Source organism: Pseudomonas sp. B40(2017) (assembly GCF_002112855.1).
Classification (GTDB): domain Bacteria; phylum Pseudomonadota; class Gammaproteobacteria; order Pseudomonadales; family Pseudomonadaceae; genus Aquipseudomonas; species Aquipseudomonas pharyngis.
Map to the genome: position 1 here is coordinate 93,294 of NZ_NEIT01000007.1, position 20,649 is coordinate 113,942.

22 protein-coding genes are annotated in these 20,649 nt (G+C 60.7%); 11 read left to right on the forward strand and 11 right to left on the reverse strand.

The annotated features are described in order from the left end of the window. Nucleotides 1-16: 16 nt before the first annotated feature. On the reverse strand, nucleotides 17-1,165 hold the full coding sequence (locus CAF76_RS20350) for an aldose epimerase family protein (RefSeq protein WP_085648219.1): 1,149 nt from the start codon (nucleotides 1,163-1,165) through the stop codon (nucleotides 17-19). A 247-nt stretch (nucleotides 1,166-1,412) separates the two neighbouring features. Here CAF76_RS20350 and CAF76_RS20355 point away from each other — a divergent pair, with 247 nt between their 5' ends. From CAF76_RS20355 to CAF76_RS20365, 3 genes are all read left to right on the forward strand, one after another. Continuing rightward, a complete protein-coding gene (locus tag CAF76_RS20355) occupies nucleotides 1,413-2,162 on the forward strand; it encodes a hypothetical protein (RefSeq protein WP_039767696.1) in 750 nt (249 codons plus the stop codon). 95 nt (nucleotides 2,163-2,257) lie between these two features. After that, the gene (locus tag CAF76_RS20360; RefSeq protein WP_039767649.1) at nucleotides 2,258-3,043 is read left to right on the forward strand and encodes a sulfite exporter TauE/SafE family protein; all 786 of its coding nucleotides are present in this window, start codon (nucleotides 2,258-2,260) and stop codon (nucleotides 3,041-3,043) included. A gap of 209 nt (nucleotides 3,044-3,252) precedes the next feature. Continuing rightward, nucleotides 3,253-3,810, forward strand: coding sequence for a DUF4174 domain-containing protein (locus tag CAF76_RS20365; RefSeq protein WP_085648220.1), 558 nt, complete (start codon nucleotides 3,253-3,255; stop codon nucleotides 3,808-3,810). A gap of 73 nt (nucleotides 3,811-3,883) precedes the next feature. On the opposite strand, the gene ampC is transcribed toward CAF76_RS20365, so the two are convergent. Then, nucleotides 3,884-5,050: a class C beta-lactamase gene (gene ampC, locus CAF76_RS20370; protein ID WP_085648221.1), complete on the reverse strand. Its 1,167-nt coding sequence runs from the start codon at nucleotides 5,048-5,050 to the stop codon at nucleotides 3,884-3,886. 160 nt (nucleotides 5,051-5,210) lie between these two features. Between ampC and CAF76_RS20375 the strand changes: the two genes are divergently transcribed. Further along, entirely contained in the window at nucleotides 5,211-6,086 is an 876-nt protein-coding gene (locus CAF76_RS20375) for a LysR family transcriptional regulator (protein ID WP_085648222.1), read from the forward strand. On the opposite strand, the gene gudD is transcribed toward CAF76_RS20375, so the two are convergent. Next, a complete protein-coding gene (gene gudD / locus CAF76_RS20380) occupies nucleotides 6,083-7,426 on the reverse strand; it encodes a glucarate dehydratase (protein ID WP_085648223.1) in 1,344 nt (447 codons plus the stop codon). The two genes, CAF76_RS20375 and gudD, sit on opposite strands and share 4 nt — an antisense overlap. A 14-nt stretch (nucleotides 7,427-7,440) precedes the next feature. Further along, complete coding sequence (locus CAF76_RS20385; protein WP_011335053.1) at nucleotides 7,441-8,787, reverse strand: MFS transporter; 1,347 nt, start codon at nucleotides 8,785-8,787, stop codon at nucleotides 7,441-7,443. Between the two features lie 364 nt (nucleotides 8,788-9,151). Between CAF76_RS20385 and CAF76_RS20390 the strand changes: the two genes are divergently transcribed. Beyond that, nucleotides 9,152-9,865, forward strand: a complete 714-nt coding sequence (locus tag CAF76_RS20390; RefSeq protein WP_085648224.1) for a FadR/GntR family transcriptional regulator — start codon at nucleotides 9,152-9,154, stop codon at nucleotides 9,863-9,865. Nucleotides 9,866-9,959: 94 nt separating this feature from the next. After that, complete coding sequence (locus tag CAF76_RS20395; RefSeq protein WP_064597887.1) at nucleotides 9,960-10,190, forward strand: hypothetical protein; 231 nt, start codon at nucleotides 9,960-9,962, stop codon at nucleotides 10,188-10,190. A gap of 38 nt (nucleotides 10,191-10,228) precedes the next feature. On the opposite strand, the gene yegQ is transcribed toward CAF76_RS20395, so the two are convergent. Then, complete coding sequence (gene yegQ / locus CAF76_RS20400) at nucleotides 10,229-11,557, reverse strand: tRNA 5-hydroxyuridine modification protein YegQ (protein ID WP_085648225.1); 1,329 nt, start codon at nucleotides 11,555-11,557, stop codon at nucleotides 10,229-10,231. Between the two features lie 156 nt (nucleotides 11,558-11,713). Here yegQ and CAF76_RS20405 point away from each other — a divergent pair, with 156 nt between their 5' ends. Continuing rightward, nucleotides 11,714-12,775 carry an AI-2E family transporter gene (locus CAF76_RS20405; RefSeq protein WP_085648226.1) on the forward strand — a complete coding sequence of 354 codons (1,062 nt, stop codon included), beginning with the start codon at nucleotides 11,714-11,716 and terminating at the stop codon, nucleotides 12,773-12,775. On the opposite strand, the gene CAF76_RS20410 is transcribed toward CAF76_RS20405, so the two are convergent. The 3 genes from CAF76_RS20410 to CAF76_RS20420 form a co-directional block, all read right to left on the reverse strand. Then, on the reverse strand, nucleotides 12,772-12,954 hold the full coding sequence (locus CAF76_RS20410; protein ID WP_064597883.1) for a hypothetical protein: 183 nt from the start codon (nucleotides 12,952-12,954) through the stop codon (nucleotides 12,772-12,774). The two genes, CAF76_RS20405 and CAF76_RS20410, sit on opposite strands and share 4 nt — an antisense overlap. A gap of 102 nt (nucleotides 12,955-13,056) precedes the next feature. Continuing rightward, a complete protein-coding gene (locus CAF76_RS20415) occupies nucleotides 13,057-13,251 on the reverse strand; it encodes a hypothetical protein (protein WP_007951579.1) in 195 nt (64 codons plus the stop codon). 258 nt (nucleotides 13,252-13,509) lie between these two features. Then, nucleotides 13,510-13,860, reverse strand: a complete 351-nt coding sequence (locus tag CAF76_RS20420) for a hypothetical protein (RefSeq protein ID WP_007951578.1) — start codon at nucleotides 13,858-13,860, stop codon at nucleotides 13,510-13,512. Nucleotides 13,861-14,114: 254 nt separating this feature from the next. On the opposite strand from CAF76_RS20420, the gene CAF76_RS20425 reads away from it, so the two are divergent. Together CAF76_RS20425 and CAF76_RS20430 are read left to right on the forward strand one after the other, a co-directional pair. After that, on the forward strand, nucleotides 14,115-14,933 hold the full coding sequence (locus CAF76_RS20425; protein WP_085648227.1) for a shikimate 5-dehydrogenase: 819 nt from the start codon (nucleotides 14,115-14,117) through the stop codon (nucleotides 14,931-14,933). Between the two features lie 192 nt (nucleotides 14,934-15,125). Further along, complete coding sequence (locus CAF76_RS20430) at nucleotides 15,126-15,644, forward strand: cupin domain-containing protein (RefSeq protein ID WP_085648228.1); 519 nt, start codon at nucleotides 15,126-15,128, stop codon at nucleotides 15,642-15,644. 17 nt (nucleotides 15,645-15,661) lie between these two features. Here the strand turns inward: CAF76_RS20430 and CAF76_RS20435 are convergent, their stop codons facing one another. Further along, a complete protein-coding gene (locus CAF76_RS20435) occupies nucleotides 15,662-16,312 on the reverse strand; it encodes a YceH family protein (RefSeq protein ID WP_085648229.1) in 651 nt (216 codons plus the stop codon). Nucleotides 16,313-16,438: 126 nt separating this feature from the next. On the opposite strand from CAF76_RS20435, the gene CAF76_RS20440 reads away from it, so the two are divergent. Further along, the gene (locus tag CAF76_RS20440; protein ID WP_007951572.1) at nucleotides 16,439-16,948 is read left to right on the forward strand and encodes a DUF1993 family protein; all 510 of its coding nucleotides are present in this window, start codon (nucleotides 16,439-16,441) and stop codon (nucleotides 16,946-16,948) included. 65 nt (nucleotides 16,949-17,013) lie between these two features. Here the strand turns inward: CAF76_RS20440 and sstT are convergent, their stop codons facing one another. Further along, on the reverse strand, nucleotides 17,014-18,246 hold the full coding sequence (gene sstT, locus CAF76_RS20445; protein ID WP_085648458.1) for a serine/threonine transporter SstT: 1,233 nt from the start codon (nucleotides 18,244-18,246) through the stop codon (nucleotides 17,014-17,016). A 337-nt stretch (nucleotides 18,247-18,583) separates the two neighbouring features. Here sstT and CAF76_RS20450 point away from each other — a divergent pair, with 337 nt between their 5' ends. After that, nucleotides 18,584-19,744, forward strand: coding sequence for an MFS transporter (locus CAF76_RS20450; protein ID WP_007951570.1), 1,161 nt, complete (start codon nucleotides 18,584-18,586; stop codon nucleotides 19,742-19,744). Here CAF76_RS20450 and nhaR read toward each other — a convergent pair. After that, nucleotides 19,741-20,640 carry a transcriptional activator NhaR gene (gene nhaR / locus CAF76_RS20455; RefSeq protein WP_085648230.1) on the reverse strand — a complete coding sequence of 300 codons (900 nt, stop codon included), beginning with the start codon at nucleotides 20,638-20,640 and terminating at the stop codon, nucleotides 19,741-19,743. The two genes, CAF76_RS20450 and nhaR, sit on opposite strands and share 4 nt — an antisense overlap. Nucleotides 20,641-20,649 lie beyond the last annotated feature (9 nt).

The window sequence follows — 20,649 nt, forward strand, 5'->3', positions numbered from 1 at the left end:
AAAGGAGGTCAGGTGCTTACTTGGCGGAGAACTTCAACACCACGCTCTGGGTGTAGGTCTGGCCGGGATCGAGGCGGGTACTCGGGAAGTTCGGCTGGTTCGGCGAGTCCGGATAATGCTGGGTTTCCAGAGTGAACGCGCCCCAGTGCGGATAGACCTTGCCACCCTTGCCCTTGACCGTGCCGTCGAGGAAGTTGCTGGTGTAGAACTGCACGCCCGGTTCGTTGGTGTACAGCTGCAAGTGGCGACCGGATTGCGGGTCGCTGACTTCGGCGGCGAGTTTGCTGACGTCACCCTTGGTGTCCAGCGCCCAGTTGAAATCGAAGCCGCCTTGTTTCTCCTCAGCGAATTTCAACTGCGGATGGTCGGCCTTGATGTGCTGGCCGATGGCGGTCGGTTTGGTGAAGTCCATCGGTGTGCCGGCCACGGGCGCCAGTTCGCCGGTCGGGATCAGCTTGGCGGTGACCGGGGTGTAATGGCTGGCGTGCAGGGTGGCGACTTGCTTGAGGATGTCGCCATTGCCGGCGCCGGCAAGGTTGAAGTAGCTGTGGTTGGTCAGGTTGAGCACAGTGGGTTTGTCGGTGCTGGCCTTGTAGTCGATGCGCAGCTCGTTAGAGTCGGTAAGGCGGTAGGTCACCTCGGTGGTGAGGTTGCCGGGGAAACCCATTTCACCATCCGCCGACAGATAGGTGAGGGTCACGCCGACCGAATCCTTGTCTTTGGTTTCCTTCGCCTTCCAGACCTTTTTGTCGAAGCCCTGAGTGCCGCCGTGCAAGGCGTTGGTCTTGTCGTTCTGCGGCACCTGGTAGCGTTTGCCGTCGAGCTCGAACGCACCGTCGGCCAGGCGATTGCCGAAACGGCCGATGGTTGCGCCGAAGTACGCGGTGCCTTTCTGATAACCCTGCACATCATCGAAACCGAGGACGATGTCGTCGAGCTTGCCGTGCTTGTCCGGCACTTGCAGCGCCTGCAAGGTCGCGCCGTAGGTGATGACCGTGGCTTGCATGCCGTGGCTGTTGCGCAGGATGTATTGCTCGACCGGCGTGCCGTCATTGGTTTGGCCGAAGGCTTTGTGTTCACTGGACAGGCCGGCGGCCTGGGCGGAGAGGGTGGCGATCATCAGGGACAGTCCGAGGCCGCAGAGTGAGTGTCGGGATTGAAGCATGGGTTGACCTTCCTTTTTGTTGTTGTTTTGAAAATCTTTAAATAGTCATGCTAATTAATGCTTGAGTGAGGATTTATAGCGGATTAAACGATTAATGCAAAAATAAAGTCGGACTAAATTGATTGAACCAAGGGCGCCGAAGGTCGGGAATCCACGCCGGCACTGCACTTTTGCGAAATCCCCGGCTCTATCCATGGCCAGGGTGCGGTGACTTCCGCCGCACAGGAACGTGTCCGTCAAAGAATTCATGCCGAGAGTTTTGCACCCCATCGCTGCATTCATTCATCGCCCGTGCCTGCTGCTGGCCTGCCTGTCGACGCTGCTGCTCGGCGGTTGCAGCCATCAGGACGGCAACAATTTCATCACCCAGATGCGCGAGGGCAGGCCTCAGGAATTTCTCCAGACCAGCGTCGATCGCATGGCAACTCTGGCGATGCGTGACAACCTCGACAGCCTCTACCGCTTGATGGGCAAGTTGTATTTGCGTAACCCGGAGGAACTGCGCAAATCCGGTTTTCTCGACATTCGCACGGCGGTCAAGCAGGTGCGACTGGCCATCGAGCAACAGCAACCCTTGCCAACCCTCGGCGGCAAAAAGGATCTGGCAGCGCTGAGCTATGCCATGAGCCCGGAATTCCTCGGCGACCGGGTCGGCGCGTTCATCTATGCGATCGGCAGCATGCTGGTCACCGCCCACGGCAATCGCACCGAGTTCTACATGACCGATGCGATCAACCCGACCTTCGTCAACAACGCCGCGCGCAACATCGAGAAAGCCACTTGGATCCTCGCCCAGCGGCAGAACAAGGATGGCCAGCCGCTGCTGTTTTCCAACGAGATTTCCGAGGAGGGCAGCAACCTGAGTTTCGCCACGGAGTTCGGCAAAGTCGTGGCGCGTCTGGATCTGCTGACCCAGATGCTCGACGAGCGCTACCGGCGCATTGGACTGAATTACGCCCAGAGCCTGCTGTTTTTGAATTTTTTGCCAGTGCAGTGAAATGGCATAACGATAGATCCGATCGATATAGGGCGTTATAAGAAAACTGGTTATGCTGCGGGCCGGATTTTCCTGTGGTTTGTCTGGACGTCTTAATGGAATTGGCAAATTTCGGCCTGGTGATTGCCGGGCTGGTGGTGGGGTTCATCGTCGGCATGACCGGTGTCGGCGGCGGTTCGTTGATGACGCCGATCCTGCTGTGGTTCGGCATCAATCCGGCCACGGCGGTGGGCACGGATCTGCTGTACGCGGCCATCACCAAATCCAGTGGCGTGCTGGTGCACAGGAAGAACAAGAACATCGACTGGGCCATCACTGGCTGGCTGACCCTGGGCAGTGTCCCGGCGGTGGCGATGACCTTGTGGTTCCTCAGCACCTTGCACACCGCCCCGGACGCGATGAACGCCATCATCAAGCAAGCGCTGGGCTTCGTGCTGTTCGCCACGGCGCTGGCGATTCTGTTCAAGAAGCGCCTGCTGGAATTCGCCCACAAACGTGCTGGCGGCAACTACAACCCCAGCGGTGCGCGCCTGAATGGCATGACCGTGATCACCGGTCTGATCCTCGGCACCATGGTCGCCCTGACCTCCATCGGCGCCGGCGCCCTCGGCACTGTCGCACTGTTCATCCTCTATCCGCTGCTGCCGACCCGCCGTCTGGTCGGCACCGAAATCGCCCACGCCGTCCCGCTGACCCTGGTCGCCGGCCTCGGCCACGCGAGCATGGGCAACATGGACTGGGGCGTGCTGGGTTTTCTGCTGGTCGGCTCGCTGCCGGGCATCTGGCTCGGCAGCCACCTGACCGGTCGGGTCTCCGATGAACTGCTGCGCCCGTGCCTGGCGACGATGCTGGTGTTGATCGGTTACAAGCTGGCGTTCTGATCGGCGAGCATCCATGACCCCGAAGGCTCGAGCGTCAGCTGACGCGGCATGAAAGGTAAACAAATGGGCGCAGGGACGCGCCCATCCGGTTGCGCAAAACCGGTGCTGACCTAAGCTTTGGGCAAGGCGAAACACTTTTGCCGGGCAGCCCCCGGAACAATCGCCGCGATGCGCAATCATTAGAGCGTGGATATCAAAAGGAGATGCGCATGCTCATCAGGTCACTGACCCTGACACTCTTGCTGGCGATTGCCGGCCCCCTGTTCGCCGCCGACGGCGATTCCCCTCTGGACGTCGACAAGGGCATTAACCGCCCATTGATCGTGATCGCTTCCAGCACAGTCGATTCTTATTGGGTCAGCCTGAAAAAAGCGCTGGATGACCCGGCCAACAAACAAGGCATCGCCGACCGCAAGATCAGGGTTTACACCATCCTGAGCATGAGCGGTCAGGTCGATGGCAAAAGCCTCGAGCAGCAGCAAACCATGGCGCTGCTGCGCTCGCTGAAGCTGGGTGCGGGGGCGTATCCGAAGGTATTTCTGGTGGGCAAGGATGGCGAGACCAAACTGACGGCTTCGGGGGATGAAGCGGCGGCGGTCGATTTGAAGAAGATTTTCGACACCATTGATGCGTTGCCTGCCGCTGAAAAAGAAGCCACTTCCACCGTGGTGACGGCGCCGGCTGCTGCAGAACCGGCGCCGGCCAAGGGGGCGAAAGGGACAAAACCGGCCAAGCCGACCAAGCCGCCGGAAATGCCGGATGATTGATGTTCTGATTCAGGGCTGATCAGAAAAGAAAAAATGGGCGACCTTCTCAGGTCGCCCGTTTTTTATGGCGTGATTACCGGGTCAATCCCTCCAGAATCCTGTGCGCAATCTTCACCCGCTCTCCATTTGGATAATTGCGGTTCGCCAGAATCACGATCCCGATTTTTTTCGATGGCACGAACGCGACGTAGGCGCCGTAGCCTGCGGTGGAACCGGTCTTGTTCAGCAGCACGTTCGCCGGTTCAGGCTGTGGCGGATTCAGCCATTTGACCTTGTGCGTCTCCATGGCCATTGGCGTCGAGTTGCCGTTCAGCAGGCGGTCGAGGCTGATCGGGTAGGTGTAGCGTTCCCAGCCCAGGCCCTGGGTCATGTCGCCGACCGTGTAGTAGCCGGTGTGGGTGAGGGCGATGGCTTTTTGCAGCGGCATTTCGAGTTTGGCGGTGTCGAGGTTGGCCTCGACGTATTGCAGCAGGTCGGCGGCGCTGGTTTTCACGCCGTAGGCTTCGGAGTCGAGGGCGCCGGGGCTGACTCGAACCGGTTTGTTGTTCTTGTCATAGCCTTGGGCGTAGAGCTTTTGTTCAGACGCCGGCACTGACAGGAAGGTGTGCTTGAGCCCGAGTTTCGGCAGAAGGGTTTCGGTCATGACCTGATTGAACGGCTGGCCGAGGCTTTTTGCGGCCAGGTAACCGAACAGACCAATGCTTGGATTGGAATACAGGCGCTGGCTGCCGGCCGGAAAGGTCGGTTTCCACTGTTGGTAATAGCCGAGCATCTTGTCGGAAGAGTCCGCAGCATCCGGAAATTGCAGCGGCAGGCCGCCCGCGCTGTAAGTGCCCAGTTGCAGCAGGCTGATGTGGTCGAAGGCGCTGCCTTTGAGTTCGGGCCAGTGCTGGCTGGCCTTGTCGGAGAATTGCAGTTTGCCGCTGGCCTGGGCGTAGGCGGCGAGGGTCGCGGTGAAGGTTTTGCTCACCGAACCGATTTCGAACAGGGTGTTTTCACTTACCGCTTGCCCGGTGCTTTTGTCGGCGACACCGTAATTAAAGTAATGCGCCTTGCCATCGACTGTCACGGCCACGGCGAGGCCTGCGATGTCCTGTTGCTGCATGACCGGGGTCACGGTGGCCTTGACCAGCGCCTGCAACTGATCGTCGGTTGGCGGGGCGGCCAAGCAAGTGGCGGTGCTGAAGAAAAGTCCTAAAGCGCTGTAGGACTTGAGTTTGTTCAGGTTGATCGATGACATGCTTGAACCACTCTCCATGAGTGTTGATGGTGTTATCCCGCTACACTGCGAGCGTTTTCCGTCGGGCCGGCTGATCGGCGCCGCCAAATCTAGGCAGTCCGGCGTCTTTCGACAAACGATGAAAACTCGGACGAGCCATTAGAAAAATTTGGGATTTGGCATGATTCGACCTCAATTGCCTTTGAATGCATTGCGCGCCTTCGAGGCCTCTGCGCGTCATTTGAGCTTCACCCGCGCCGCCGTGGAGTTGTGTGTAACTCAGGCGGCCGTCAGCCATCAGGTCAAAAGCCTGGAGGCGCAACTCGGCGTGATCCTGTTCAAACGCCTGCCCCGTGGGCTGATGCTGACCGGCGAGGGCGAAACCCTGCTGCCGGTGCTGACCACGTCGTTCGATCATATCGCGCAGATGCTCGAGCGTCTGGCGGGCGGGCAATATCGGGAAATGCTCACGGTCGGCGCGGTGGGCACCTTCGCGGTGGGATGGCTGTTGCCGAGGCTGGCAGACTTTCAGGCGAAACATCCGCTCATAGATTTGCGACTGTCGACCAACAACAACCGGGTGGACGTCGCCGCCGAAGGGCTGGATTACGCGATCCGCTTCGGTGCCGGGGCATGGCACGGTATCGAGGCGACCCGTTTGCTGGAGGCGCCATTGTCGGTGCTCTGCGTGCCGGAAATCGCCCGGCAACTGCACACGCCGGGGGATCTTCTGCAGCAGCGTTTGCTGCGCTCCTATCGCACCGATGAGTGGCCGGAATGGTTTCACGCGGCGGGTCTGGCGACCCATGCTGCGCCGCCCCAGAGCATCGTGTTCGACTCGTCGCTGGCGATGATGGAAGCGGCGTTGCAGGGCGGCGGGGTGGCATTGGCGCCGCCGTTGATGTTTGCCCGGCAACTGGCGGCGGACCTGATCCGCCAACCCTTTGCCATCGAAATCAGCACCGGCAGCTATTGGCTGACGCGGTTGCAGTCTCGGCCGGAGACGTCAGCGATGGCGGCGTTCAAACACTGGTTGCTGGAGGCTGCGCAGGTTTAACGCACCAGACACGGCTTCTTGTTATCGAACGTCCAGCCCGGAATCAGAAACTGCATCGCCACGCTGTCATCCCGCGCGCCGAGTCCCATGCCTTTATAGAGTTCGTGGGCCTTGGCCACCTGATCCATGTCCAGTTCCACGCCCAGCCCCGGTTTCTTCGGCACCTGCACGCAGCCGTCGACGATTTGCAGCGGTGCCTTGGTCAGGCGCTGGCCGTCCTGCCAGATCCAGTGGGTGTCGATGGCGGTGATGTCGCCCGGTGCGGCGGCCGCGACGTGGGTGAACATCGCCAGGGAAATGTCGAAATGGTTGTTGGAGTGCGAGCCCCAGGTCAGGCCCCATTCGTGGCACATCTGCGCCACGCGCACCGAACCCTGCATGGTCCAGAAGTGCGGGTCGGCCAGCGGAATGTCGACTGACTGCAACTGGATCGCGTGGCCCATTTCGCGCCAGTCGGTGGCGATCATGTTGGTGGCGGTTTTCAAGCCGGTGGCGCGGCGGAATTCAGCCATCACTTCGCGGCCCGAATAACCATTCTCTGCACCGCACGGGTCTTCGGCGTAGGCCAGCACATGATGCTGGTCGCGGCACAGACGGATCGCTTCTTTCAGTGACCACGCGCCGTTCGGATCGAGGGTAATGCGGGCGTCAGGGAAGCGCTCGGCCAGTGCGGTCACTGCTTCGATTTCGGCATCGCCGCTGAGTACGCCGCCCTTGAGCTTGAAGTCCTTGAAACCATAACGCGCGTGCGCAGCCTCGGCCAGACGCACCACGGCTTCGGCGGTCATGGCTTTCTCGTGACGCACGCGGAACCAGTCGTTGTCGGCATCCGGTTCGCTGCGGTAGGCGAGGTCGGTTTCCCGGCGATCGCCCACGTAGAACAGGTAGCCAAGCATCTTCACTTCATCACGTTGCTGACCTTCGCCGAGCAATGCCGCCACCGGCACGTCGAGGTGCTGGCCGAGCAGGTCGAGCAGGGCGGCTTCGAGCCCGGTGACGGCGTGAATGGTGATGCGCAGGTCGAAGGTCTGCAGGCCACGGCCGCCGGCATCACGGTCAGCGAACGTCTGGCGAACCTGGTTGAGGATCTTCTGATACGTGCCGATCGGGCTGCCGACCACCAGGTTGCGGGCGTCTTCGAGGGTCTGGCGGATGCGTTCGCCGCCGGGCACTTCGCCGACGCCGGTATGGCCGGCGTTGTCCTTGAGGATGACGATGTTGCGGGTGAAAAACGGCCCGTGGGCGCCGCTCAGGTTGAGCAGCATGCCGTCGTGGCCGGCCACCGGGATGACTTGCATCTCGGTGATGATTGGAGCTTTGGCGATGTCGTGTGCGGTCATTTTTGATTGTCCTTTCAAGCGTGCTTCGGCGCGGCATCGGCCACGGCGACGTCAGGTGCGGATTTGGGTGTCATGCGGGCGGCGAACACGATGATTGCGGCAATGATCGAGGTCGCGGCCAGGCCATAGAGGCCGCCCTGGATCGAACCGGTGTGTTGCTCGAGCAAACCGAAAGTGGTGGGAGCGACGAAGCCGCCGAGGTTGCCTACCGAGTTGATCAACGCGATCACGGCAGCGGCGATCCGCGCATCGAGATAGGCCTGCGGGATCGGCCAGAACAGCGACGACGCGGATTTGAAACCCAGCGCAGCAAAGCAGATCGCGACGAAAGCAAAAATCGGCCCGCCGGTGGTGGACATGAACATCCCCGCCGCGGCGATCAGCAATGCAGTGGCTACCCATGCCTGCTGGTGTTTCCACTTCGCCGAGAACGAGGCGAACGCATACATGCCGATGATCGACAGCAACCACGGAATCGAGTTGAACAGGCCGACCTGGAAGTCGCTCATCTCGCCCATCTTCTTGATGATGCTCGGCAGCCAGAACGTTGCGGCGTAGATCGTCAATTGAATGAAGAAGTAGATCAGGCAGAACAGGATGATCTGGCGATCCTTGAGCAGTTTGCCCAGCGACGGCCGGATCGGGGTCGCGGCTTCGCGTGCCTTCTGTTCATCGTCGATGGCTTTGACCAGCGCATCCTGCTCGGCGCGGGTCAGCCACTTGGCATCGTGGGGCTTGGCGTCGAGCCAGAACCAGACGAACACGCACAGGCCGACCGAGAACATCCCCTCAATGAAATACATCCACTGCCAGCCGTGCATGCCCAGACCTTCGATCTGTAACAACAAGCCCGACAGCGGGCCGGAAATCAGCGAGGCCACGGCCGAACCGCTCAAGAAAATTGCAATCGCCTTGCCGCGCTCGGCTCCCGGCAACCAGCGAGTGAAGTAGTAGATCACCCCGGGAAAGAACCCGGCCTCGGCCACGCCGAGCAGAAATCGCAGGATGTAGAAGTGGGTTTCGTTCTGGATGAACGCCATGCCGGCGGCCACCAGACCCCAGGTGAGCATGATGCGGGTCAGCCAGATTCGCGCGCCGACCTTTTGCAGCAACATGTTGGAAGGGACTTCGAACAGCGCGTAACCGATGAAGAACAGACCGGCACCGAAACCGTAGGCCGCGGCACCGATGCCGAGGTCGTGTTCCATGTGGGTACGGACGAAGCCGATGTTCACCCGGTCAATGTAATTGACGATGAACATGATGACGAACAGCGGCAGGACGTGGCGTTTGACTTTGGCAATGGCGGAGGACAGCACCGAATCGGCGCCCTCGTTCATCCCGGCAATGGACGATTTCACTTGGTTTTCTCCCACTCGTTATTTTTATGCGGGGTGTGGCTGGTGTTGCGTTGTTGATAGACATCATACAACTAGATTTTTTTGTCCTACAAGCGGGAGTGCTCAATCAAATTTGTCTACGGGAAAGGGTTTTTATGCTTTTTCAGATTTTATGCGCCGTGTTTGTTGGCTTTTGTAGGGGGGGTGGTACGCGTAGTAGAGCGTTTTGTTCCAGTGCAAGTGGGGCGACTGCTCGGCGCAGTGGAAGATTTTCTAGCTAAAATTGAGTGTTGTCATACAAGCTGGATCCCGGAATTCATAGGAGCTCATACAAGTCATTGCCGCCAATGCTACGATCGGTTTGCCCCGATCACCGGAACCGACCATGCAAGACGACTTCGACGCCCCCGCCCGTAAACGCGCGCACAACCTGGCCCACGACCTGGTGGAAAAACTGACCCAGAGCATCCTGCTCGGTCAGATGCTGCCCGGTGACAAGTTGCCGTCGGAAAACTCGATCGTTCAGGAACACGGCGTCAGTCGCACCGTCGTGCGTGAGGCGATTTCCAAGTTGCAGGCGTCAGGGCTGGTGGAGACGCGACACGGTATCGGCACCTTCGTGATCGAACGCGCAGCGGAGCAGGGGCTGCGGCTGAATGTCGACACCGCGCTGGGGGTGCGCAGCATTCTCGAGCTGCGCATGGGCCTGGAGACGCAAGCCGCGGCACTGGCCGCGCAGCGCCGCACCGAGCAACAACTGATGCAGATGCGTCAGGCGCTGGACGACTATCAGCGTCTATTGGCCAACAACGACAGTTGCGTCGAAGCCGACCGGCGCTTTCACCTGCTGATTGCCGAAGCCACCGGCAATGTCTGCTTCACCGAAATCATGCAGCACCTGGGTAGCGCGATGATCCCGCGCACCCGGGTCAATGCGGCCGAGCGCGGCGCGGTGGATTTGAGCAAGCTCGGGCAACTGGCGAATCTTGAGCATGAGGCGATCTTCAACGCCATCAAACGTCAGGACCCGGACGCCGCGCGCGCGGCAATGTGGTTGCACCTGACCAACAGTCGAGACCGGTTTTCAGCCACGAGCTGAATGCCGCTGGTCTGTTCGATAGCACGCCCGGTGCGGCGGCACTTCCAACGAGTACGACCCGGATCTTCCGGGCCTCATGCTCTGAGGTGCAATGATGGCTGACGATACGCTGTTTCAGGGAGGCACGGCCCCAACCGACCCTACCCGCAAAGTCCCCGGTACGGATGAGCCGACGCTGGCCGATCACGAGATGCCGCCGGGCGTCATGCCCGGGCGCGACCCGTTGAGCGATGCCGACCGGCCGGAAGACTGGAAGGATCCTTCGTCCGATGAAGACATACCGCCGGCTGATGAGCCGACACCGCTGTCCGATGACAGGCGCTGAACAAAACCCGGCTGATTGGCCGGGTTTTTTTGCTGCTTCTAAACAGCGCCGAGATCGCGCATCAACAACCCAAACCGCAAATCCACCGCATCCGGAATCGGCAGATACACCGTGTGCCCGTCCCCCGGTGCCACATCGATGGCTTCGCCCTTGAGGTTCTGCAGTTCATGCAGATCAAAATGGAAATTGCCCTTGGGCGTCATCAGTTCCAGGTGATCGCCCAGTGCAAAACGGTTCTTAACCTTGACCTCGGCCAGACGATCCCGACGTTCGCCGGTCAACTCGCCCACAAACTGCTGACGCTCCGACACCGAGCTGCCGTTCTGATAGTTCTGGTATTCGTCATGCACGTGCCGGCGCAGGAAGCCTTCGGTGTAGCCGCGCTGGGCGAGGGATTCCAGATCGGTCATCAGGCTGCGGTCGAATTCGCGACCGGCCACAGCATCGTCGATAGCCCGGCGATAGACCTGGGTGGTGCGCGCGCAATAGAAGTGCGATTTGGTCCGGCCTTCGATCTTCAGTGAGTGCACGCCCATGCGGGTCAGGCGCTCGACGTGCTGCACCGCACGCAGGTCCTTGGCGTTCATGATGTAGGTGCCGTGCTCGTCTTCGAAGGCCGGCATCAGCTCGCCGGGTCGGTTGGCTTCCTGCAGCAGGAACACCTGATCGGTGGGGGCGCCGAGGCCGAGGGTCGGTTGCGGTTCGAAGGTCTGCACGATTTCGCCGAGCTGGTTTTCGCTGGCCTCCTGCGCCGAGTATTTCCAGCGGCAGGCGTTGGTGCAGGTGCCCTGATTGGCGTCGCGTTTGTTCATGTAACCCGAGAGCAGGCAGCGGCCGGAATAGGCCATGCACAGCGCGCCGTGGACGAACACTTCCAGTTCCATGCCGGGCACTTGCTCGCGGATTTCGCCGATCTCTTCCAGCGACAATTCACGGGACAGGATGATCCGACTCAAGCCCTGCTGTTGCCAGAATTCGACACTCGCCCAGTTCACCGTGTTGGTCTGCACCGAGAGGTGAATTGGCATCTGCGGGAAGTGCCGGCGCACCAGCATGATCAGGCCGGGGTCGGACATGATCAGCGCGTCCGGCGCCATCTCGATCACCGGCGCCAGGTCCTTGAGGAAGGTCTTCAGTTTGGCGTTGTGCGGCGCGATGTTGACCACCACGTAGAAGCGCTTGCCCTGGGCCTGGGCTTCACGAATGCCAAGCGCCAGGTTGGCATGATCGAACTCGTTGTTGCGCACCCGCAGGCTGTAGCGTGGCTGGCCGGCGTACACCGCATCGGCCCCATAGGCGAAGGCGTAACGCATGTTTTTCAGGGTGCCGGCGGGGGCGAGCAGTTCGGGGGGGAAGGAGGTCGTCATGGCGGCGTCGGTCGCAAAAGCGCGGCAGGGTAGAGCAGTTGCGCCGAGGGTTTATTGATCTGGATCTATGCTCAATGAAGAAACAGGGCACTCGCGCTGACGCTGGCTGACTAAACGGGACGGGCGCGGGTGGCGCCTGACTGACCTGGACCGGACATGAACCAAAAGAGTCTGCAATTCAAATCCCTTACCGTGCTGTTGTTTCTGGTGACGGTCGCCTTCATCTGGATCCTGCTGCCGTTCTACGGTGCGGTGTTCTGGGCGGTGATCCTCGGCATCCTGTTCGCACCGATGCAGCGCCAGTTGCAACTGAAATTCGGCTGGCAACGCAACCTCACATCACTGTGTACCTTGAGCATCTGCCTGGTGATTGCGATCTTGCCGGTGATCGTCCTCAGTGTGCTGCTGGTGCAGGAAGGGGCGATGCTTTACGACAATATCGAAAGCGGCAAGCTCGATATCGGCGCTTATCTGGCGCAGTTCAAGCACAGCCTGCCGCCTTACTTTCAGCACCTGCTCGACCGCTTCGGCATGGGCGAGCTCAATGCCTTGCGCGAGAAGATCGTCAAGACCGCCATGCAGGGCAGTCAGGCGCTGGCGAGCCAGGCGTTCAGTTTCGGCCAGGGCACGTTCGAGTTCGTGGTGAGTTTTTTCATCATGCTGTACTTGCTGTTTTTCTTCCTGCGCGACGGCGCCGAACTGGCGCGCAAGGTGCGCACAGCGATACCGCTGGAGGAGCATCACAAGCGTCGCTTGCAGTTGAAATTCAATCGCGTGGTGCGCGCCACGGTGAAGGGCAATCTGCTGGTGGCGATCACGCAGGGTGCGCTGGGCGGGGCGATTTTCTGGTTTCTCGACATTCCCAGTGCGTTGCTCTGGGCGGTATTGATGGCGTTTCTGTCGTTGCTGCCGGCGGTGGGGGCGGGGATTGTCTGGGTGCCGGTCGCGGTTTACTTCCTGCTCAGCGGGATGATCTGGCAGGGCGTGGTGCTGGGGCTGTTCGGGGTGTTCGTGATCGGTCTGGTGGACAACCTGCTGCGCCCGATCCTGGTGGGCAAGGACACCCGGATGCCGGACTACATGATCCTGATCTCGACCCTGGGCGGATTGGCGGTGTTCGGGCTGAACGGCTTTGTGATCGGGCCGCTGATCGCGGCCCTGTTCATGTCGAGCTGGGCGTTGTTCATCGAAAGCAAACCGAAAGTGCAGCTGCCTTAAGCCTTGAACGGGCCGCTGAGCAGTTGTTGCGACAGCGCTTGAGCCGCCGGCAAGGACGTGAGCGGGCCGCTGACCGGCTCGCCGTCGCGCACCAGATACCAGCAGGCGAGCAGCCCCAGCTCTCTGAGCGATGCGGGAACGGCGCTGCCGACAACGGACATGATTTGAACCTGAGCCATGAAAAGTACCTCCATCAATCTGTGGAGCTACCTTAGGGAATTGGCCGTTTCAGGGACAATCAACGCTTTCGATAGTGGTCATTGACGCCGCTGAGGGCTGGCTCAATCCACCACTTGATCGAGCATGTGCACGATCTCGTGTTCGTTGAGAAAACCCTTGCGCACCAGGTTTTCCGCCAGCAACGAGAGAAACTTCGCCGTGCGGTGGCCTTCCAGGTGCTTGAGTTCGGTCAGGGCGTTGTAGACCTTGCTCGAGGTGCATAAACCGACGATGCGGTGCGGATTCTGTGTAGGCATTCAAGTCGTCCTTGTTGTTATCAACCTGTTGTTTGCGGACGGATTCAGAGTGCGGTTCCGTCATGACAAATAGATGACCGTTTGTGTGTTGCCCCCGACGGTCGAGTCCATCATGCCGACTTTAGCGGTTCAAACTGTCCTCACAGCGACCTTGGCGAGATTTTTTCAGACCCTGGCCGACGGACGGTTGGTTTTTCTGCGGGCAATAATCTGCGGGCAATAAAAAGCCCCGCTATCAAGCGGGGCTTCTCGTGCCGGTTACCAGCGCGGGCCACCGTAGTAGTGTGGCCGGCCGTAATAACCGCGCGGTGGGCCGTAATACACCGGGGCCGGTTGGACGTAGACCGGTTGCTGCACATAAACCGGGGCCGGCTGATAGTAGACCGGTGGCGGCGGTTGCTGCACGTAGACCGGAGCCGGTTGAGCGTAAACAGGCTGTTGGACATACACCGGCCGATCCTGGTTAATGAGCGCCGAGCCGATGATGGCCGAGCCGACGATCGCACCAAATACCGCCGGGCCCTGCCAGCCACCGCCGTGGGCTTCTGCCTGACCCGTGATCGCGAATGCACCAATCAACAAGGCCACGATGGGGAGTTTACGAATCATGATAATTCCTCGGTTCTTCGACCCGGCGTCCGGGCCTGCAACAGGCTCGGGATGGCGCGGGGATACTTCTAAGACAGCAACATTTTGAAAAACAGCACGGCCGCTGGGTAAATTTTGTGTAAGGTCTGTACCGGTTTGTTTACCGAGCTTGCGGCATCGACTGTGATGCCCGGAACAGACCGCCTTATGATCGTTCAGAACCCGATGGCCTGGCTAATCCCGTCCATCCGAAAGTGCATACGAAGGAGCCTCCCATGCAGATGAACCCCAACAAAGACACCCAATTGTGCATGTCCCTGTCTGGGCGTCCCGGGAATTTCGGTCTGCGTTTTCATAACCATTTGTATGAACAACTGGGCCTGAATTTCTACTATAAGGCGTTCAGCAGCCAGGACCTGCCCGGTGCGGTCGGCGGGATCCGCGCGCTGGGGATTCGCGGTTGCGGCGTGTCGATGCCGTTCAAGGAAGCGAGCATTGCGCTGGTTGATGAACTGGACGCCTCGGCGGCGGCGATCCAGTCGATCAACACCATCGTCAACACCAACGGCCATCTCAAGGCCTACAACACCGATTACATCGCCATCGCCCAGTTGCTGGAAACCCACGCGGTGCCGAAGGACTCGACTTTCGCCCTGCGCGGCAGCGGCGGCATGGCCAAGGCTGTGGCCAGTGCCTTGCGCGATGGCGGTTACAAAAACGGTTTGATCGTCGCTCGCAACGAGCGCGCCGGGCGTGCGCTGGCGGACTCCCTGGGGTATCGCTGGCAGGCGGAACTGGGCGACGAGCGCCCGCAGATGCTGATCAACGTGACCCCTGTCGGCATGGACGGTGGCCCGGAAGCGGGTCAACTGTCGTTTGAGGTGGATGTGATCAAGTCTGCCGACATCGTGTTCGATGTGGTGGCGATCCCCTCGGAAACCCCGCTGATCGTGCGCGGTCGTGCCGAAGGTAAAAAGGTGATCACCGGGCTGGAAGTCATCGCGATCCAGGCGCTGGAGCAGTTCGTGCTGTACACCGGCGTGCGGCCGACGGTCGAGCAGTTCGATGCGGCGGTGGCGTTTGCCCGCAGCTAAAGAGCTTGGGTCGTGCGGTGCCTGACCGGGCCTTTTCGCGAGCAAGCCCGCTCCCACATTGAAATGCATTTCCCCTGTGGGAGCGGGCTTGCTCGCGAAGGCCGCGACATGGTTTTTGATCCGAACAGTTTGCCTATACTGCCGGCTCGGCAAGCACAGACTTGCCCATCACAAAAAAAAGCCGAGGTTTGCATGCATCCGCCCATTCTCAATCTGAATGACGTCGAACTCGAACCGCTCCCCGAAGCCCTGTCGCCCGAAGGCGAAACCGCCGGGCGTTATCAGCAGCGTCTGGCCCGGGTCGGCCAGCAACTGGGCGCGCAGAAACTCGGTTACCGCTTGTATGCGTTGCCACCAGGCATGCGTGGCAGTCCGTTTCACAGCCATCGGGTGAATGAGGAAATGTTCTACGTGGTGGCCGGGGAAGGGGAGGTGCGCCTGGGCGCCGAGCGTTTCCCGATTCGCGCCGGCGACGTGATCGCCTGCCCGCCGGGCGGCCCGGAAGTGGCGCATCAGATCATCAACACCAGTGCTGCGGAACTGCGCTATCTGGCGGTCAGCACCCAGCAGCAACCGGAAATCTGCGAGTACCCGGATTCCAACAAATACGCGGTGATGGACAACTTCAGCGTCGATGCCGAAGGCAATGCCTCGGGCTTCGTGGCGGTGGCGCGGCAGGCGGACGGGGTGGATTACTGGGACGGCGAATAACACCGTCCCCGGTGCACTTATTCTTCGAGACGGGCCAGACGCTCTTCGAGCGCCGCAATCCGCGCTTCCAGCTCTTCGATGCGCTCCACTGACACGCCGCTGGCAGCGCCGCGATCACTCTGGTTCTGCCGCGCCGCGATAATCGCCTCGATGTCCGCCGGATCGCCCAGCGCGTGGGTATAACGATCTTCGCGCTGGCCGGCCTGACGTGGAATCAACACCGCCAAGTCCCGGGCGATCAGGCGTTCCAGCTGATGCACCACTTGTTCGGCATCTTCGAACTCATGCATGCGACCGCTGCGGGTCAGCAGTTCGTTGACGGTCTGCGGGCCGCGCAGGAACATTAACCCGGTCAGGATCAATTGCGCCGGCACCAGCTCCAGCGCCTTGTCGACCTTATGCTCCCAGCGGTCGGCGCGGCTGCCCATCACCAGTTTGGTGAAGCCGCGGCTTTCGAGGGCGCGCAGGCTCTGGCCGACCTGGCCCTGAGTCAGGTTCATCACTGGCTCCCGGCTGGTTTTCTGGTTGCAGGCCAGCACCAGTGCGTTGAGGGTCAACGGGTAGGTTTCCGGGCTGGTGGCCTGTTTCTCGATCAACGAGCCCAGAATGCGGATTTCCGTGGCGTTGAGCCGTGGTTCGTCGGAGCGGGTTTCAAATTCTGTGGTCATCGCGCGTTCCCTCTGCAGTCGAAGGCGCCTAGCCTAATCCTTGCTGGATAAAAGACAAGCCGCGCCGCCATGCGAGCATGGCTATAATCGCCCCCACGATTCAACCAGCCACCACGTGAGACTGCCATGACCATTTCCCTGTACGCCGCATCCGTCCCGGTTTTTCAACAAATGCTCAACGCCGTGAGCGATGTGTTGAAGAAGGCTGAAGCCCACGCCACCGAGAAAAACATCGACCCGAACGCCTTCCTGCAAGCGCGTCTGTACCCGGACATGTTCCCGCTGGTGCGTCAGGTGCAGATCGCCGTGGACTTCGCCAAAGGCGTTTCCTCGCGTCTGGCCGAAATCGAAATTCCGAAATATGACGACACCGAAACCACCTTCGCCGAGCTGCAAGCGCTGATCGCCAAGGTTCTGGCCTTCATCGGCGAGATCAAGCCAGAGCAAATCAATGGCAAGGAAGGCATCGAGATCGTGACTCGCCCGGGCACCCCGAAAGAGAAGCGCTTCAGCGGCCAGGCTTATCTGCTGAGCTACGGTCTGCCGCAGTTCTTCTTCCACGTCACCACCACCTACGCACTGCTGCGTCACAACGGGGTGGAAGTGGGCAAGCGCGATTACATGGGCGCGTTCTAAAACGTTCTGCAACAAAAAGCCCGCCAAGGTTTGCGCCTTGGCGGGCTTTTTGTTGCGCTGGTTTTTTACGCCGGGCGCTGGGCTTTCTGCTCTTCGCCCAGGCACGCGGCGGCGGTGAACAGCACGTCGGTGGAGGAGTTCAGCGCCGTTTCGGCCGAATCCTGCAGCACGCCGATGATGAAACCGACGGCCACCACCTGCATGGCGATTTCGCTCGGGATGCCGAACAGGCTGCACGCCAGCGGGATCAACAGCAGCGAACCACCGGCCACGCCCGAGGCACCGCAGGCGCAGATTGCAGCGACGACGCTGAGCAGGATCGCGGTCGGGATGTCCACGGCGATACCCAAGGTGTGCACGGCGGCGAGGGTCAGCACGGTGATGGTGATCGCCGCGCCGGCCATGTTGATGGTGGCGCCGAGCGGGATCGATACCGAGTAGGTGTCTTCATGCAGGCCCAGGCGCTTGCTCAGTTCCAGATTGACCGGAATGTTCGCCGCCGAGCTGCGGGTGAAAAACGCAGTGATGCCGCTTTCACGCAGGCACTGGAGCGTCAGCGGGTACGGGTTGCGGCGCAGCTTCCAGAACACGATCAGCGGGTTCATCACCAGCGCCACGAACAGCATGCAGCCGAGCAGTACCGCCAGCAGGTGCGCATAACCGATCAATGCGCCAAACCCGGAGGTGGCCAGGGTCGACGCTACCAGACCGAAAATCCCCAGCGGCGCGAAGCGGATCACTACGCGCACGATCAGGGTCACGCCGTTGGACAGGTCGCTGACCACTTCGCGGGTGGTGTCGCCGGCGTGCCGGATCGCCACGCCCATGCCGATGGCCCAGGCCAGAATGCCGATGAAGTTGGCGTTCATCAGTGCGCTCACCGGGTTGTCGACCACGCTCAGCAACAGGCTTTGCAGCACTTCACTGATGCCGCCCGGCGCGCTTACGGCGATGTTGTCGGTGGACAGCACCAGATGCGACGGGAACATCATGCTGGCAATCACCGCGACCACGGCAGCGGCGAAGGTGCCCAGCAGATACAGAAACAGAATCGGCCGGATGTGGGTTTCCTGGCCGTGCTTGTGGTTGGCGATCGAGGCCATGACCAGCACGAACACCAGGATCGGCGCCACGGCTTTCAGGGCCGAGACGAACACTTTGCCGATGAAGGCCGTGCCTTTGGCCGCTTCCGGCGCGAACAGCGCCAGGGCGATGCCGGCAATCAGGCCGATCAGGATCTGGGTGACCAGGCTGAGGCTTTTAAGACGTTGCAATAGAGAAGGGGATGAAGCGGTCATGAACGGCATCTCTGTTTTTTATAGGGTGCAAGGTTGCGTGATCCGGGCGATTGATCGGGGGCAGGCCACGGACGCAAACCGAAAGGACTGACGCGCCAGCCACGCCGTTAAACGGGTGGTTGAACAGGGTGTACGTTTTGCAGGGCGCGGACTTTATCACAGGGTCGTCCGATTCCTTCAGGCCTGTGACGATCTGCCACCGGATCCATCTACAACTTAGACAGGTTTGTGCAAGTCACTCGGGAAACACTCTGTTAAGATTGCGCATCCTTATTTTCAAGTTCTGCCAGCGGGCCCTCGGGTCAACGCTGGTGTCGTCGTTTTGCTGGAGTTCCTCATGCTGTTGCCCATCCTTCTGTTGTCTGCCGCCGGGTTTACGGTGCTGACCACGGAGTTCGTCATCGTCGGCCTGCTGCCGGCGATTGCCCGCGATCTTGCTGTCACCATCCCGCAAGCCGGGCTGCTGGTGACGCTGTTCGCTTTTACCGTGGCCATGTTCGGTCCTTTCTTGACCGCGTATTTCGCCCGCTTCGAGCGACGCAAGCTGTTCATCACCATCCTGATCATGTTCGGCCTGGCCAATACCGTGGCGGCATTGGCGCCGAACATCTGGGTGATGGCCATTGCCCGGTTGATCCCGGCGTTGGGGTTGCCGGTGTTCTGGGCGCTGGCCAGCGAAACGGCGGTGGATATCGTCGGCCCGGACTTCGCCGGTCGCGCGATCGCCAAGATCGGCTTCGGCATTGTCTGCGCCACCGTGTTCGGAATTCCGGTCGGTACGTTGATTTCCGATGCGTTCGGCTGGCGCAGCGCGTTCGCCATTCTGGCGGTGATCGCGTTCGCCAAGGCGTTGCTGCTGTTTGTCTATCTGCCGAAAACCAGCCTGCACCAGCATCAGGTCAGTTTCGCTTCGCAGTTCAAGATCCTGCGCAGCCCGCTGATGCTGGGTCATGTGCTGCTGTCGATCCTGGTGTTCAGCGGCATGTTCACCGCCTACACCTATCTGGCGGATATTCTCGAAAGGCTGGCCGGCTTCAATGGCACCGTGGTCGGCTGGTGCCTGATGGGCTTTGGCGCGGTCGGCCTGATCGGCAACTCGCTGGGCGGTCGTGCGGTGGATCGTCATCCGCTGATGGCTTCGGTGATGTTCTGCGCGTTCATGATTCCGGGGATGGTGGCGCTGGTGCCGAACATCAATTCGTCGCTGGGTCTGGCGGCGGCGATGGGCATCTGGGGCGTGACCCAGGCGGCGCTGTTTCTGGTCAGCCACGTGCGCTTGATGAAAGCGGCTCCTGAAGCGCCGGCCTTCGCCGCGTCGCTGAACATCGCCGGGGCCAACCTCGGGATTGGTCTGGGCGCGATCATTGGTGGTCGGGTGATCGACAGCGCTGGTCTGGGCTTTGTGGGTTTCGCCGCCGCCGGGTTCATCCTGCTGTCGATTTTCCTCGCCATGGTGCTGATGGTGCTCAAGCCGCGCGACGTCTGCGCGCCGGCTTAAAAGGCTGTAAACAGCTCGCGTCGGGCACCTTCGGTAATCGCTTTGATGCCGGGGTGCTTGACCTTGCGCTCCACCGAGATCGCGTAGAACGACTCGCTCACCGCATCGGTCTGGCCGATCAACTCGACGCCGTACTGGCGCTTCACCTCATCGGCAATCACGCTCGGGCCGATGAAAATCCCGCTGCCGGACTGGCCGAACGCCTGCATCAGGGCGCTGTCATCGAACTCCCCGACAATCCTCGGCTGAATCTGCTGCTCGGCGAACCAGCGCTGTAGACGGCTGCGCACCACGGTTTCCGCGCCGGGGATCAACAGCGGCGCACCGTGCAGGCTGCGGGGGAAATCCTGACCGTATTTCGCGGCCAGTTCGGCGGTGGCAAAGAAACTGATCCCGCATTCCCCGAGCTTCTGGCTGTAGCCCTTGATGTCCAGGTGCGAGGGCATCGGGCTGTCGGAAATCACCAAGTCCAGGCGCTGGATTGCCAGGTCTGCCAGCAGGCGTTCGAGCTTGTCTTCGCGGCAGGTGATGCGCAGCGGTTCGCTCAATTCCATGGTCGGCGCGATCAGGCGATAGACGATGGATTTGGGCACCACGTCTGCCACACCAACCCGGAACAGGATCTGCTGCTCATTGGGCTGGGCGCGCAGCATCAGCTCCAGTTCGCCGCCGAGCTGGAACATCTGTTCGGCGTAGGGCAGTGCTTGACGCCCGGCTTCGGTGAGTTCCAGTTGCCGGCCGACCCGTTGAAACAACTCGATACCGTAGGTTTGTTCGAGCAGGGAAATCTGCCCGCTGATGGTCTGCGGCGTCAGGTTCAGTTGCTCGCAGGCGCGCACGATGCTGCCGGTCTTGGCCACCACCCAGAAGTAATGCAGTTGTCGGTAATTGAGCATGGGGTTCGG

Bases quoted from the DNA above. Each gene is read 5' to 3' on its own strand.
- CAF76_RS20375 (WP_085648222.1), top strand. From the start codon at position 5,211: ATGATTCGACCTCAATTGCCTTTGAATGCATTGCGCGCCTTCGAGGCC.
- gudD (WP_085648223.1), bottom strand. From the start codon at position 7,426: ATGACCGCACACGACATCGCCAAAGCTCCAATCATCACCGAGATGCAA.
- CAF76_RS20430 (WP_085648228.1), top strand. From the start codon at position 15,126: ATGCATCCGCCCATTCTCAATCTGAATGACGTCGAACTCGAACCGCTC.
- CAF76_RS20390 (WP_085648224.1), top strand. From the start codon at position 9,152: ATGCAAGACGACTTCGACGCCCCCGCCCGTAAACGCGCGCACAACCTG.
- CAF76_RS20405 (WP_085648226.1), top strand. From the start codon at position 11,714: ATGAACCAAAAGAGTCTGCAATTCAAATCCCTTACCGTGCTGTTGTTT.
- CAF76_RS20410 (WP_064597883.1), bottom strand. From the start codon at position 12,954: ATGGCTCAGGTTCAAATCATGTCCGTTGTCGGCAGCGCCGTTCCCGCA.
- CAF76_RS20425 (WP_085648227.1), top strand. From the start codon at position 14,115: ATGCAGATGAACCCCAACAAAGACACCCAATTGTGCATGTCCCTGTCT.
- CAF76_RS20450 (WP_007951570.1), top strand. From the start codon at position 18,584: ATGCTGTTGCCCATCCTTCTGTTGTCTGCCGCCGGGTTTACGGTGCTG.
- CAF76_RS20395 (WP_064597887.1), top strand. From the start codon at position 9,960: ATGGCTGACGATACGCTGTTTCAGGGAGGCACGGCCCCAACCGACCCT.
- CAF76_RS20415 (WP_007951579.1), bottom strand. From the start codon at position 13,251: ATGCCTACACAGAATCCGCACCGCATCGTCGGTTTATGCACCTCGAGC.
- CAF76_RS20420 (WP_007951578.1), bottom strand. From the start codon at position 13,860: ATGATTCGTAAACTCCCCATCGTGGCCTTGTTGATTGGTGCATTCGCG.
- CAF76_RS20435 (WP_085648229.1), bottom strand. From the start codon at position 16,312: ATGACCACAGAATTTGAAACCCGCTCCGACGAACCACGGCTCAACGCC.
- CAF76_RS20440 (WP_007951572.1), top strand. From the start codon at position 16,439: ATGACCATTTCCCTGTACGCCGCATCCGTCCCGGTTTTTCAACAAATG.
- CAF76_RS20355 (WP_039767696.1), top strand. From the start codon at position 1,413: ATGCCGAGAGTTTTGCACCCCATCGCTGCATTCATTCATCGCCCGTGC.
- nhaR (WP_085648230.1), bottom strand. From the start codon at position 20,640: ATGCTCAATTACCGACAACTGCATTACTTCTGGGTGGTGGCCAAGACC.
- yegQ (WP_085648225.1), bottom strand. From the start codon at position 11,557: ATGACGACCTCCTTCCCCCCCGAACTGCTCGCCCCCGCCGGCACCCTG.
- sstT (WP_085648458.1), bottom strand. From the start codon at position 18,246: ATGACCGCTTCATCCCCTTCTCTATTGCAACGTCTTAAAAGCCTCAGC.
- CAF76_RS20365 (WP_085648220.1), top strand. From the start codon at position 3,253: ATGCTCATCAGGTCACTGACCCTGACACTCTTGCTGGCGATTGCCGGC.
- ampC (WP_085648221.1), bottom strand. From the start codon at position 5,050: ATGTCATCGATCAACCTGAACAAACTCAAGTCCTACAGCGCTTTAGGA.
- CAF76_RS20350 (WP_085648219.1), bottom strand. From the start codon at position 1,165: ATGCTTCAATCCCGACACTCACTCTGCGGCCTCGGACTGTCCCTGATG.
- CAF76_RS20360 (WP_039767649.1), top strand. From the start codon at position 2,258: ATGGAATTGGCAAATTTCGGCCTGGTGATTGCCGGGCTGGTGGTGGGG.